The 13,494-nt window shown below is 48.8% G+C and carries 10 protein-coding genes; 5 read left to right on the forward strand and 5 right to left on the reverse strand.

The window, feature by feature from the left end; all coding sequences use genetic code 11:
- Positions 1-171 precede the first annotated feature (171 nt).
- Both ACYVJM_RS21535 and ACYVJM_RS21540 read left to right on the forward strand, forming a co-directional pair.
- The gene (locus ACYVJM_RS21535; protein ID WP_461150302.1) at positions 172-1,488 is read left to right on the forward strand and encodes a sensor histidine kinase; all 1,317 of its coding nucleotides are present in this window, start codon (positions 172-174) and stop codon (positions 1,486-1,488) included.
- A gap of 82 nt (positions 1,489-1,570) precedes the next feature.
- Complete coding sequence (locus ACYVJM_RS21540) at positions 1,571-2,122, forward strand: hypothetical protein (RefSeq protein ID WP_461150303.1); 552 nt, start codon at positions 1,571-1,573, stop codon at positions 2,120-2,122.
- Between the two features lie 42 nt (positions 2,123-2,164).
- Here ACYVJM_RS21540 and ACYVJM_RS21545 read toward each other — a convergent pair whose 3' ends face one another.
- The 3 genes from ACYVJM_RS21545 to ACYVJM_RS21555 all read right to left on the reverse strand — a co-directional run bounded on the left by ACYVJM_RS21545 (position 2,165) and on the right by ACYVJM_RS21555 (position 4,386).
- Entirely contained in the window at positions 2,165-2,647 is a 483-nt protein-coding gene (locus ACYVJM_RS21545) for a response regulator (RefSeq protein WP_461150304.1), read from the reverse strand.
- A 188-nt stretch (positions 2,648-2,835) separates the two neighbouring features.
- Positions 2,836-4,062, reverse strand: coding sequence for an MFS transporter (locus ACYVJM_RS21550; RefSeq protein ID WP_461150305.1), 1,227 nt, complete (start codon positions 4,060-4,062; stop codon positions 2,836-2,838).
- Between the two features lie 219 nt (positions 4,063-4,281).
- Positions 4,282-4,386: a group I intron-associated PD-(D/E)XK endonuclease gene (locus tag ACYVJM_RS21555; protein ID WP_461150306.1), complete on the reverse strand. Its 105-nt coding sequence runs from the start codon at positions 4,384-4,386 to the stop codon at positions 4,282-4,284.
- Between the two features lie 592 nt (positions 4,387-4,978).
- Here ACYVJM_RS21555 and era point away from each other — a divergent pair.
- From era to ACYVJM_RS21570, 3 genes are all read left to right on the forward strand, one after another.
- Entirely contained in the window at positions 4,979-5,899 is a 921-nt protein-coding gene (gene era / locus ACYVJM_RS21560; protein ID WP_461150307.1) for a GTPase Era, read from the forward strand.
- A 194-nt stretch (positions 5,900-6,093) separates the two neighbouring features.
- Positions 6,094-7,401 (forward strand): ribosome biogenesis GTPase Der, encoded by a 1,308-nt coding sequence (gene der, locus ACYVJM_RS21565; protein ID WP_461150308.1) that lies wholly within the window; start codon positions 6,094-6,096, stop codon positions 7,399-7,401.
- A gap of 674 nt (positions 7,402-8,075) precedes the next feature.
- Positions 8,076-8,384, forward strand: coding sequence for an ArsR/SmtB family transcription factor (locus ACYVJM_RS21570; protein ID WP_012929701.1), 309 nt, complete (start codon positions 8,076-8,078; stop codon positions 8,382-8,384).
- A gap of 83 nt (positions 8,385-8,467) precedes the next feature.
- Here ACYVJM_RS21570 and ruvB read toward each other — a convergent pair whose 3' ends face one another.
- Positions 8,468-9,496, reverse strand: coding sequence for a Holliday junction branch migration DNA helicase RuvB (gene ruvB, locus ACYVJM_RS21575; RefSeq protein WP_461150309.1), 1,029 nt, complete (start codon positions 9,494-9,496; stop codon positions 8,468-8,470).
- 98 nt (positions 9,497-9,594) lie between these two features.
- On the reverse strand, positions 9,595-13,269 hold the full coding sequence (locus ACYVJM_RS21580; RefSeq protein WP_461150310.1) for a PKD domain-containing protein: 3,675 nt from the start codon (positions 13,267-13,269) through the stop codon (positions 9,595-9,597).
- Positions 13,270-13,494 lie beyond the last annotated feature (225 nt).

Raw genomic sequence — 13,494 nt, forward strand, 5'->3', positions numbered from 1 at the left:
GTCAATCATCCGAAATCCGAAGAAGTTTTTTTCCCCTTAACGAGCCGTTTCCTCATGTTCTATTAGTTTTTCCAGCAAGGTCAATTCGCTGTGAGTTAGGTCTATATGTGGTCCGCAAATCAATTTTGCCAGACCACAGGATGAGAACATAACCCTAAATTTTAGTACGGTATGGCTCAGCAGTCGTTTGATTATTCGCGCACTCTGGATGAATTAGTTACGTTTTTGTTTAACCGACGGGAGACCCTACTAAATAACTGGCGAACAGCCTGCGAAGCAGATCCTTCCCTCAAAAAGATATCAGCCCTTAGCCGCGAAGAGTTCAATAACATTGTTCCCATTATTCTTGATAGCCTGGAGCAACAATTGCTTGGTAAGAAATCGGAGGTAAGCACGCTCGTAGCGGCTCAGTCTCATGGATTACAGCGCTGGCAGAAGTCGCTCGACTTACCCGATTTATTGACCGAGCTTAGCCATTTATCGGTCATATTATTTGATCAGTTAAAACTCTTTCGTCAGCTGTTCCCGCAATCGGAGCCGGATGCTATTCTACACGTACAGCAGCAGGTTCTGGTGTTTATGAATGAAGCCATGCGGGGCAGTATCACTAAGCACGATGAACTTCAGCGGCTGGAAGCAGCTAACAGGGCCGCCAGTCTGGAACAAGCCTTACAGGAAATGGAAGACCTGTCACGGCAGCGGGGCGATTTCCTCAGAACCTCGTCTCACGATCTGCGAAGTGGTCTGAGCCTAAGCATGGGAGCCGCCCATTTTTTACAGATGGATGACCTAAGCCTGGAAGACAGGCAACAGTATGCCGATATGCTGACGCGTAACCTCACCAACGTTCAGTCACTGCTGACGGGCCTGATGGATCTGGCCCGGCTGGAGGCTGGCCATGAGCCCGTACAGCTACAGGAGTTCGATGCAGCTCTCTTATTGAATGACCTGGTAACGAGCATTCAGCATTTGGCTGCCGAACGAAGCCTCATCCTTCGTGCCGATGGACCGGTTTCTATGATCGTTAAGACAGACCAGCTCAAGCTGTATCGGATTGCGCAAAATTTACTGATGAATGCGCTCAGATACACTCCCTCTCACGCTGACCATCCGGGTATGGTATCCGTATCGTGGTCGGCGGAAAACGACTGGCGGTGGGGTTTCAGTGTTCAGGATTCGGGACCGGGCTTACCGGCGGGTTTACGGGAGGTATTTCACAAACAGCTTAAGCCCATTGTTGAGGAGACGAGTACACTGTCGCCGGAAGCGGCTCAGCCTGCAGCTTCCTTACCGAACGACGAACACCGGGTGCCGAATAATCCGTTGGCAGAAACGCCACCCGGTGCATTGACAGACAAAGGGGAAGGTGTTGGCTTGCAGATTGTGAAGCGCCTGTGCGAATCGATAGGCGCCAGCATGGAAATTGAATCTACACCGGGTCGGGGAACGCTCTTTCGCATTCGTATGCTTATGCAGCCGCCTTCCTGATTTTGCACTACACCACACTAATTTACCAGCTATCAGACTATCTATCAGGCGCAATTTATTCAGCATCTAGCGACACACAATCATGTTACTTTTTGTAAATGGAATTTATGAAGGAGTTGAATGCGATCATGTAGGCTACTGGATCGATGATTACGAGTCGGCTTTTGAGTTATTGACGCAGTTGGTTTCAACCAATTGGGTTTTGCAGGAAGCAACTATTACAGATGGGCTGGATCGGCTGTTGGTTCCGTTGGAAGCTATCGATGGAAAACCTATTCAGACGCATATCCGAGCCCTACAGCACCAGTGGCAATTGATCCTGAATAGCAATACTAGCGGCCGTACCAATCCATCAACTACGATCAGGCAACATCACCTCAGAAACTGGTATCTTCATTTGGATACCTACTACGACGATATGCTGATTCATTTGAGAAAAATGATCGTGTCGCTGGAGACGAGAAAGTCCTTGTTGCTCACCGGACAGTTACATGAATCCGTACGGCTTCTTGTTAATGATCAATACGACTCACTCCTCAAGAGCAACAGGCGTATGTACAGACAAACGAAGGAAGACCGTCAAAGGAACACGATTCGTCTGCAAAAGATCGAGAACGAACCACCTGCACGCTAAGCCTCCATTTATTGGCATCCGGATAATCTAAGCGCATTGCACCTAAATTGAAAAGTATAAAGGGGGTAGCGTAACCGTCTCCCACCAATAGGTGCGCAACTCCTGGAAATACGTAAGCCAGGATTCGTAGTTGATGGGCTTCGTCAGATAAGAAGACACCCCAAGCTCATAGGCCGTAGTAATATCGGTCGATTTTACGGATGAGCTGAACATCAGGATCGGAATTTGATTGAAGGGGGCAGGCATCCCTTTTATCTTCTTGAGGAGTTCCCAGCCATCCTTATTGTCAGGTATGTATAAGTCCAGCAGAATAATTTTGGGGATTTCCCATTCCTGCATCCGCCATTCCTGCAGCATCGTTACTGCCTCACCGGGCGTAGCAGCTCTAACCAGCGTTACTTCAGGAAGGGATTCCTGAAAAGCGCGTTTCATTAGTAGCCACTGATCATCATTATCGTCAATTATCAACACTTTCGACTGTCTGAAATTGGCTTTAATCCGGGTTGATTCCTGATCGCTTTTCATAAGACAAAGGGAGTTTTGACTTACTACGAAGTTATAAACAATCTACCGAAAAAATAGATTAAAATAGTTACCTATTTTGATTATATTCTACTGATCAACAACAGACTACCACGCATCCCATCAACCTACTGGACAGGCATTTGCTTACCGGTATGCAAAGAACAGCAGCCTCAGATCGCAGGTGTTTTTTAATCGGTATAGTGCCTGGCGTCTTCCGTAAGGCGTACTGTCCAGATCGCAACGGCAATCATGCTGATAGCACAGAAAATAAAGGGGGCTTTCAGGTTTACTCCCGCGAGCAGGCTGTTTACCAACGTCGTTGCGAAACTCGCCAGCCCACCCAGTGCCTGTATATTACCGAACATTTCGCCCTGCCCGCTCCCTTCTTTAATTACCTGCGATAGAATGCCTCCGGTTAAACCGGTAATGATAGAAACGGTGAGCGCGTCGACACTGGCCACGGCATAAAACAGCTCGACCGACGATTCTGAAAAGGTATACACTACCTGCAAAACAACACTGATCAACGCCATGACCAGAATTGCAATGCGCTTGTTGACATGCTGAACAATGTAGGTAAAGAAAACAAAGTTGGCGGCCAACGCCAGCCCACCGTAGTACAGAAAGAATCGGGCGGTTTCGGTAGGCGTCATAATCAGCTCACTCTGGGTCAGGAAGGCCACAAAGAAGGCGAAATACCCCATACCGAGGGTAGCCAGCAAGTTCAGTATCAGAATGGATTTTATGCCCGGAAGCTGTTTATCGGCCTCAAGGAGCTGCCGCCAGATAGAAACGACTTTCAACGAGTTACGCGCTTTGTCGGCGAGTTCGGTGTAATCGACAGCTTCTTTTTTGGGATTCGTCTCCCGAAAAAGCACTGCCAGCCTGATGTTCAGCATACCCAGTGCCAGCAAAAGCAGAACGGTGGGTAGTGGATTGATTCGGGCTTCGTGAAAAACCAGCATGAGCCATCCGGCCCCCATAGGTCCAATAACGGGTGCCGAACCGGCAATGAAACTAAACAGCCCGCCGTACTTAAGCAGTTCATCTTTTTCGGTCAGGTCAGCCACCGCCGATCGCATAACGGAGTACAGTCCATTAGAACCACCCTTTACCCACCGACTGGCAACGTATCCCCAGGTTTGAACGGGCAACAAGAATAGAGACGAGAACAGCGACACCACCGTAGTAGCAATGGCTGCGGGTCGGCGGCCCCGCAAATCGGACCAGCGACCAATGGCCGGGGAGCCCGCCAGTTGAACGCCCAGCATGAGGGCAGTACCAACCGTCATAAGCACCGGTTTTGCCGGCAAGTTCAATACATAGTTTGACACCAGCACACCCAACCCACTTCCCGTAATAACATCAATCAATACAATGGAAAAAATAAGCAGTAACTGTCTGTTTTTAGACATACATAAAGCATCAGCTACATTCGATGCTCAAGTACTACTCATTGCGCACTGGAATAGTTTTGAGTCTGAGTCTAAACCAAGCCAATAGTTACAGGTCGGTGCCATGGCGGGTTAAACGTGTGGCCGGACCAACTCTGCAACGTCGAATCTGTTCGGTCGGATGACTTGGCTGCTACCTGCTGCTGAGTATACAATAAGCAGTGCGTCAGGATTGCTAATTTAGAGTAATCTGTCGCCAACAGGCTTACAGACTCCCCAACCCAGGCGCAGAGCCTGTAAAATAACCGCCTGTTCAGCAATGTCTCCTTTTTGCTTTGTAATCATGATTGAAATCTAGCAAAAAAGGGTAAAACGCAAAAAAGCCACTGAATTTCAGTGGCTTTCTACTTAGTAGCGGGAGCTGGACTCGAACCAGCGACCTTTGGGTTATGCTTACTACTACAACTTTCGTTGCTCCTGCGTTGGCAGAATTTGTAGTCTGGACTGTCTCTTCGCCCTCGCCATGATGCGTTAGGGTGCCTACCATTCAGTCTCTACACCTTCCTGAAGTTTCCCTCAGGCTTGGCTCGGGATTACCGCACTACCGGCTTCCCCGAATTTGGCAAGTTAACATACCGGCGTTTCCCCCGGTACCGCCCATCAAGTCAATCATTTGAATCTTTCAATTCGCTAATCAGAAACGTGCTTTCTGACTAAACTAATGTTGACATTGCCATTACCGTTTTACCGGTAAACTTGAGCCCAACGAGCTACCAACTGCTCCATCCCGCGATGTTGGGACTGCAAAAGTACGACAACTTTCTACAATTACAACTATCTTTGTAAAAAAAAGTTTTTATCTCTATCGAAACGTTTTCCGACGGGAGAGAGTTGTTGTCTAAAGCCGCTGGTAATCAGCCAGCGGGATCACCTACGAATGAATACGGAAACTATAGAAAATTTCCCGGCCGATCATAAGGCCGGGTTCGTCAGTATCGTTGGAAAGCCAAACGTCGGCAAATCCACCCTGATGAATCAACTCGTCGGCGAGCGGTTATCCATTATCACCGCTAAAGCGCAGACCACCCGCCACCGCATTATGGGTATCCTCAATGGAACCCACGACGGTAAAGAATTCCAACTCGTTTACTCCGACACCCCCGGCATTATCAAGCCACTCTACAAGCTTCATGAGTCCATGATGAGCTTCGTGCGTGGTTCTATTGAAGATGCCGACGTAGTGCTGTTCGTGACCGACATTTTCGAGCAACACGACGAAAATGATGTCATCGAGCGACTACAGAAATCGGAGGTACCGGTATTGCTGCTGATTAACAAAATTGATCAGGCAACCCAGGATCAGGTAAACGAAAAAATCACGTACTGGGAAGAACGGTTTAAGGCTACGGAAATAATCCCTATTTCGGCCCTTAACGACTTCAACGTTGACCGCGTTTTTGAAGGAATTATCAGCCGGTTACCGCAACACCCACCCTATTTCCCGAAAGATGAGCTGACGGATAAACCCGAGCGGTTCTTCGCGTCGGAAATTATTCGGGAGAAAATCTTTCTGAACTACAAGAAAGAAGTACCCTACAGCAGCGAAGTGGTGGTTACCGCGTTTAAAGAGAAAGACGATATCATCGTTATTCAGGCTGAAATTCTGGTTGAACGCGCCACTCAACGGGCAATTCTGCTCGGCGAAGGCGGCAAGATGATCAAGAAAACAGGAATCATGGCCCGCGAAGAACTCGAACGCTTCTTTGGCAAGAAAGTGTATCTGGAACAGTTCGTTAAAGTAGAACCCGACTGGCGGCAAAAAGAGCGTATGCTCAAGCGGCTGGGATATGATGAATAGTATATGCCTTTAGTAGTTAGGAGTTGGGAGCGAGAACTGAGGAGCCATCCGGTGGCACAGCACGCATCAACCCTCCTGACTCTCCATTAAAAAATAGTTGGAGTTGATGAGAAGTGAGGAGGACTGGCGCACGACGTTATGCCGCCGGAGGCTCCTCACTCCTCGCTCCCAACTCCTCACTCCTTCAAAAAAAAATGGCAAACATAGTTGCAATCGTTGGTCGCCCAAATGTGGGCAAGTCCACGCTGTTTAACCGCCTTACGGAACAGCGCCAGGCCATCATGGATAATGAAAGTGGTGTTACACGCGACCGGCACTACGGCACGGCCGAGTGGAACGACAAATATTTTACAGTCATCGACACGGGTGGTTATGTAGTGGGCTCGGAGGATGTATTCGAAGAATCCATTCGCGAACAGGTCGAAATGGCTATTCAGGAGTCAACGTTGCTGCTGTTCGTCGTTGATACCCAAACGGGGATTTCCGGGCTGGACCAGGACTTCGCCGACGTGTTGCGTCGCTCTAAAAAGCCCGTCTACGTCGTCGCCAACAAAGCCGAAACGGCCGAACGGGCGCACACAGCCGCCGAATTTTACGCACTCGGCCTCGGCGACCCTTACCCGATCTCGTCGCAGACGGGTACCGGGACGGGCGACTTACTGGACGAAGTAGTTAAACACTTCCAGACACCGGGTGTCGAAGATCCCGACGCGGGCATCCCCCGCATTGCGATTCTGGGACGGCCGAACGTAGGCAAATCGTCGTTCCTGAATGTCCTTACGGGTCAGGAACGTAGCATTGTTACGAACATTGCCGGTACTACCCGCGATGCCATCAACACCCGGTACAAAGCCTATGGGAAAGATTTTATTTTGACCGATACGGCGGGGATCCGGCGCAAAGCCCGAGTTGATTCCAATATTGAGTTTTACTCGGTACTGCGTTCGATCAAGGCGATGGAAGAATCCGACGTTTGTATTATCATGCTGGACGCTACCCGCGGACTGGAAGCGCAAGACCTGAATATCATTGGTCAGGCCATTAAAGCCAAAAAAGGGGTAGTAATCATGGTGAACAAGTGGGACGCCATTGAGAAAGATCACCGTACGGCCGATGTGCTGCGAAAAGAGATGATTCAGAGGATGATGCCCATTGATTACGTACCCATCATCTTCGCGTCGGTTCACGAAAAACAACGCATTTTCCAGGTTATGGAGAAGGCCATGGAAGTCTACGAGAACAAGACCAAGAAAATTGCAACGTCGAAACTAAACGAAGCGATGCAGGCGGAAATCGAAAAGTACCCGCCACCATCCCTTAAAGGGAAGTTTGTGAAGATAAAATACATGGTTCAGGTGCCAACACCATCGCCCACATTTATTTTCTTCTGTAATCTGCCCCAGTATGTGCAGGAGTCGTACCAGCGCTTCCTGGAAAACCGGCTCCGCGACCACTTCGATTTTACGGGCGTGCCCATCACGGTATTCTTCCGACAGAAGTAAATTTTATTGAGTTAACTGAACAGGGTCAGGAATTTTAATTAATTCCTGACCTTTTTTTATGCAGCCTGACAACTTTTTATCAGGTATCGCCATGAAGGCTACTTGCACCCGATACTGGCTTTGCGCATTTTCGGGTTTACAGGTACGCACTAGTTTACCAGTAATGAAACGCAACCTACACTAATCGTAAGCCCCTGACAATTTGCGAGTTACAAAAGTCTATTTGTACTCTGATGCCAAACGTAAGAAATTATGTATTTGTGATTCGCCACGCTCAAAACCGGGCCTGAAGGGGTATCAGTTAAACTAAATAGGGCTTCCTCAATCAGTTACCTTGTTGTGCCTATGTTAGCAATTGTATTGATAACGATTATATTGCATGAAATGATCATATTGATCAGACGGTAGTATACCTGTCCACATTAACGAACATAGTTTAAATTAACTGACATGGTAAGATACAATTTGTCAATAATTACAAGATTAGGTATTATTGCTCAAAATATGGCTTCTATTTCTTACCAAAAAGTTACCAAGTGCTGAAATTAATGAATGGTCATCTTACGATAGGATTTTAAAAACAACCATTAAATAAATTCCAGCTCACTTTCAGAACGTTACTGATTAATATGCAACACCTTTCATTACTATACCTTATAGACTAAAGACTCTTTATGGCAACTGATAAACTAGTTGATGACGAGAAGCGAATTGATAAAGCTGCTTATGTTCTCAAAGCAGTAGCGCATCCCCTGCGTATTAGAATCATTCAAATGTTGAACGATAACAAAGAGCTGAATGTGTCGGCGATTTACAAAAATCTCAATGCCGAGCAATCGCTTATATCTCACCATTTGATCAACATGCGCGACAAAGGGATACTGGACATTCGGCGTAGTGGAAAAAACATCTACTATTTCCTGGTCGATACCGCCGTAGCCGATGTAATCGAATGCATCTACAAGAGTAAGATTCTGAATTAGTTCTGTCCTCTTTGATAACATAAAGCGCCCTAACACCAGACTAATCATCTGTGCTAGGGCGCTTTCGCTACTTTCATGTTTTTTTACCCGAAAAGCTCCCCGGTTTTATAAGGAGGAACAATGCCCAGGTGGATGTAAGCCCGCTCGGTAGCCTCCCGGCCACGAGACGTCCGCTTCAAAAAACCCTCCTGAATCAGAAAAGGCTCGTACACCTCTTCAATCGTTTCTGACTCCTCACCGCAGGCCGTTGCAATCGTCGACAAACCGACCGGCCCCCCCTTAAATTTTTCGATGATCGTCATTAGAATCCGATTATCCATCTCATCCAATCCGTTCTGATCGACTTCAAGAGCACTCAACGCAATTTCGGCAATGTCGACATTGATATAACCGTTGCCTTTAACCTGAGCAAAATCCCGTGTTCGGCGCAACAGGTTATTGGCAATGCGTGGTGTACCCCGGCTCCGGCGGGCAATCTCATAGGCGCCGGTTTCGTCGATGGGTGTTCCCAGGATAGCCGCCGATCGCTGCACAATGGTCGTGAGCAGTTGGGCATCGTAATACTCCAGTCGGGAGCTGATACCAAACCTCGCCCGTAAGGGAGCCGTCAGCATACCCGCACGGGTTGTAGCACCAATGAGCGTAAACGGATTCAGTTTGATCTGTACCGTACGGGCATTGGGACCGGAGTCCAGCATAATATCAATCTTGTAATCTTCCATTGCCGAATACAGGTACTCTTCCACGATGGGATTGAGCCGGTGGATTTCGTCAATGAACAGAACGTCATTAGGCTGCAGGTTGGTGAGTAGCCCCGCCAGGTCGCTGGGCTTATCGAGTACCGGGCCGGAGGTCATTTTTATACCCGCACCCAACTCGTTGGCGATGATGTGCGAGAGCGTTGTCTTGCCTAATCCCGGAGGGCCGTGAAGCAGCACATGGTCCAGGGCTTCTCCCCGCTGCATAGCTGCTTTAACAAAGACCTCCAGGTTTTCAAGCGCTTTGGCCTGACCGGTAAAGTCTTCGAACGAGAGGGGCCGAAGCGCCCGTTCAATTTCTTTATCGGTAGCGGTCATCCCGTCGGCTGAACCTTTCAAAAAGTCGTTTCGCATGGTTTTGATTGGGACAAACCCTGTTCAATAATCGCCCTTGAACGGGCAGATTTTACCGGGTCGTTTACCTCAAATTTACGAAAAAACAGCCGGATTTACTAGCGAATCAGGAGGACAGATCCTCGCTTTACAACCCTATCGCGCTCCGGGAAAAACTCACTTTTATAGACGACAACGTACGGGTAAATCATGGATGGGTACGTACTTCCTTTATATGTTCCATCCCATTTTTGCTCAGGGTTATTGCTAGAGAATATGACTTCGCCCCAGCGATTATAGATCCGGAATTCGTAGTCGGTAATATAGGCCGTAAACACCTGCAGCAGGTCGTTCATACCGTCGCTGTTTGGCGTAAACGCATCCGGTACATTAACACGCGGCTCGCATAAGTTCAGAACTTTGGCAACCGCCGTAGCCGTACAACCCAATGGATCGGTAACTCGAATGGGGTAATCGCCCGCTCGCTGAACCGTTATGGTTTTGGTCGTATCATTACGACCTACCCACAAATACGACAAGCCCGCGGCTCCACTGGCGGAAAGTGTGGTTGTTTCCCGATCGCCCTCGCACAGAGCCGCTTTCTGGGTGTACGAAAACGCTGGCGGTGGCCGGTCACCCACCCGAATACTGCTTCGACCCACGCACCCATTCAGTGTATTTCGCAGAACAAGACTATACGAGCCGGGCTGCGTTACAGAAATGCTTGGCGTACTGGCTCCTGTGCTCCATTGATACACGTTGCCGGGGATGTCGCCAACAAGTGGCACGAGTGCTACAGCGAGGCCGTTACACTTGAGGGTATCCGGTCCCAATCGGGCAAAGCCGGTACTATCCAGACCTACCTTTATGCTGTCTTCGAGAGCTTTACAGCCCTTGGTGTCGACCACCTGTACCGTGTACAATCCCGGAGCAGCTTCACCAAATACAGCTGTTGTGGACACCACTTTGTTTGTTGCGTCCAGCCAGGCATACGTTGCGGGAGTGCCTCCCGTTACCGTCAGGGTAATGGTACCGCTATTGGGTACGGCACAGAGCGCATCTCTCACTCTGGGTGTGAGCTGTAACTGGTTCTCTGGTGATTTTAGCACGAATGCTGTGTCTACTTTACACTCGTGCAGAGTGTCGGTCACGTTCACCTTATAGCCGCCCTCGGCAAGATTCCGCTGTTGGTTCGAACTATCCTTAAGCGTAGCGCCATCTGCACCCGTCCAGACGTACTGGTAATTACCCGCCGGGGTAGGTGTAAGAACAATAGAGCCATCGGTTGATGTACAGGCTGTTGGCCCCGTGAGAGCTGCCCGGACGCTGATTTTGGGCAACTCCGTAACCCGAATCGTATCTGAGTTGACGCAGGTCGTTCCATTGACGGTCGACTGAGCCGTTACGGAATATACGCCGGCAGTATTAACCGAAATGGTTTGTGTATTGGCCCCGTTGTTCCACTGAAACTGCGTCCAGGTTTTCTGCGGCACGGTTACATCAACTTTCGATCGATAACAGAAAAGAGTATCTGGTCCTAGATCGAGAGAGGGTACCGGTTTTACCTGTACTTCAATGGTATCGCTTTTAAAGCACTCGCCATTAGCGGCTAAGCCAACGACAAAGTAATAGCCCGGCCTGGTGAGTGTCAGGGTCCGTTGCCTACTCACAACGGCCCCATTGACCAGCCAGACATACACCTTGGCTTGTACTTTAATATCGAGCGTTATCCCCTTTTTATTACAAATTGCGGTATCGGCCCCCAGCTTTATATCGGGCGGGGTTTCCAGAATGGTCAGTGTGTCCTTGATGAGCGTGTCTTTACAAATACCCCCGGCGCTTGTTCTGGTGATGATCCGTAAGCTGACAAAATACTGACCGGGCGTTTTGTAGGCGTGCGTAATCGGTTTGGTAGCCGTTGTTGAGGTAGGTCGGCTACCATCACCAAAATCCAGTGTGTAGGCCTCTTTCAGCTTAGGACAGTTGGGACTTATCTGAAAAACCGTTGGTGCGTTTACACAGGTATCTGCATACGTAAGCCCAGGACCACTCGACTGGTCGTTGAAATTTGCTACCAGGTTCGGCAAGCCCAACTGGCTCGTTTTTCCACCCAGCGACTGCCCGGATGGAGAAAAGATCAGACTGTCGAGCAAACCACCATTGGGGTTTTCGATGGTACCCAGCGAGGTACTGCCTTTTATGGCAACGTAAATTCGGCCGTCGGGGCCAATCTGAAGCGAACCATACTGTCGGGTCGTACTGCTGTCGACAACTGTTTTTGACTTTGTAAGTAATGAGTCTCGTTGGTTCAGATCGTATTTTAACAGGTAGGAAGCGCCCTTTAGGCTGCCGTCGGCGTTGGTGTCTGCCAGCATTGTGACATATAGACTCTTCCCGTCAGGCGAAAACTCAACGCCATACGCTTTGGGTGGTGCCGGACCTAAATCGATCGTTCGATCAAATTTCATGACCCCGGTCGAGTCATTGAAGGTATAGAGGTCAACTGAGTTCTTGGGCGGACCCGGAATAACGACTGCCATTGGGCGGTTACCGTTATTACCTCCTGTTGTGTCTGCAGGCCCGATTTTTATGTATCCTTCGGCATTATTCAGTGAGTCAATGGCTTGTCCTCCACTGTAGGTAGTAACTATAGGTTCTTCTGCGCGGGTAAGGTGCCGAATCTCAAACTGGTTCGTTCCGTATTTTCGGGTGATGACCCAGTAAGTCGAATCGCGCGTATTGGCAACGGATGCCGATTGCTCCGTGCTTTGATTGGACAAGGGAACATTTTTTTCAACAATGGCTCCTTTACCTCCATCCTGACGCATGTCGACCACACTATACGTCAGTATTTTCTGGCCCCGGATTTCGGAGGTTGTATACACATAGTACAGGTATTCACAACCCCGGCAAGTAGGCTTTGGTACGATCAATGCCGATTGTGTTGAGTTCTTGCTGCCATCCAAAGGTTTCTGCGTGGTTAATGTATCGCCGGGCACAAGCGATTTCATGGGCTTACCATTCTTATCATAAATAGTAATACCATCCGAATAGAAGAGGAGTACACCTTTGGTATTTGCAATGGACGATGACCCTTCTATCGTACTCAGACTACCATCGGTAATGGGTTTGGGGGTTCCTCCGCCACTAAAGTCCAGCCCGGCGTTTTGCCCGAAATACCACTTCACTCCCTGCGATTCTTTCTTCTCACCACAGACATCGACGTTGATCCGATCCTGGTACGTACAGCCAAGGGAGTTCATAACCTCAACGGAGTAACAGCCTGAGCTGTCGACCTGTATACTTTGGGTAGTATCGCCTTTTGGATACCATAAGAATCGAAGTCCCGACTGCGGTGGCCCTCCGGCGTACGGGTCCAGCGTAATGACCTCACCTTTACAGATAGTGGTATCCGTTCGCCAGTTTGCAAAGGATTGCGGCCGATTACCAATCGTAATTGTTCCCGTTGACGTCTGCGTTGCACCCTGGCTAACCGTCCGGGTTACTGTGATTGTGTAAGTACCAGCCTGTTGATAAACGTGCCTGGCCACCGAGTCGCGCTGTTTGGTAACTGTTGTGCCATCGCCAAAATTCCAGACACGGGTTGTTACACCTCTCAAAACACTATCTGTAAACGTAATCGAATCAGCCTTACATTCCTGATCCGGTACACAGGCTTTCCCGCTAATTTTAAAGCCTGTGCTTGATTGCGCCCAGGCCACGGTCGACCCGGCCAGCAATAACAGCACGGCCCAAAGTCCAACTAACCGAATATGCTTATTAAAGATTGACATGAAAAACGTTGAATGAAGCCCGCCCACGCAAATTCGATACTCAACATAACAACAACAGGGGCATTACGTTAGTATAAACGACATTGTCCCGTTAAAATTTTATCCGACACCAGCCACAAAAGCGCCTAAAATCCAACTAATTTTAGAGGTTGTTGTGCTGATAAATACTTGGTTTACGTTACAAACGTTGCAACACTATGATTGGCCCAGTCTTTGCCTTGCTCA

Source organism: Spirosoma pulveris (assembly GCF_054781875.1).

What these genes read in the sequence shown, in the direction of transcription:
- ACYVJM_RS21535 (WP_461150302.1), top strand. Translation starts at nt 172, where the DNA reads ATGGCTCAGCAGTCGTTTGATTATTCGCGCACTCTGGATGAATTAGTT.
- ACYVJM_RS21540 (WP_461150303.1), top strand. Translation starts at nt 1,571, where the DNA reads ATGTTACTTTTTGTAAATGGAATTTATGAAGGAGTTGAATGCGATCAT.
- ACYVJM_RS21545 (WP_461150304.1), bottom strand. Translation starts at nt 2,647, where the DNA reads ATGAAAAGCGATCAGGAATCAACCCGGATTAAAGCCAATTTCAGACAG.
- ACYVJM_RS21550 (WP_461150305.1), bottom strand. Translation starts at nt 4,062, where the DNA reads ATGTCTAAAAACAGACAGTTACTGCTTATTTTTTCCATTGTATTGATT.
- ACYVJM_RS21555 (WP_461150306.1), bottom strand. Translation starts at nt 4,386, where the DNA reads ATGATTACAAAGCAAAAAGGAGACATTGCTGAACAGGCGGTTATTTTA.
- era (WP_461150307.1), top strand. Translation starts at nt 4,979, where the DNA reads ATGAATACGGAAACTATAGAAAATTTCCCGGCCGATCATAAGGCCGGG.
- der (WP_461150308.1), top strand. Translation starts at nt 6,094, where the DNA reads ATGGCAAACATAGTTGCAATCGTTGGTCGCCCAAATGTGGGCAAGTCC.
- ACYVJM_RS21570 (WP_012929701.1), top strand. Translation starts at nt 8,076, where the DNA reads ATGGCAACTGATAAACTAGTTGATGACGAGAAGCGAATTGATAAAGCT.
- ruvB (WP_461150309.1), bottom strand. Translation starts at nt 9,496, where the DNA reads ATGCGAAACGACTTTTTGAAAGGTTCAGCCGACGGGATGACCGCTACC.
- ACYVJM_RS21580 (WP_461150310.1), bottom strand. Translation starts at nt 13,269, where the DNA reads ATGTCAATCTTTAATAAGCATATTCGGTTAGTTGGACTTTGGGCCGTG.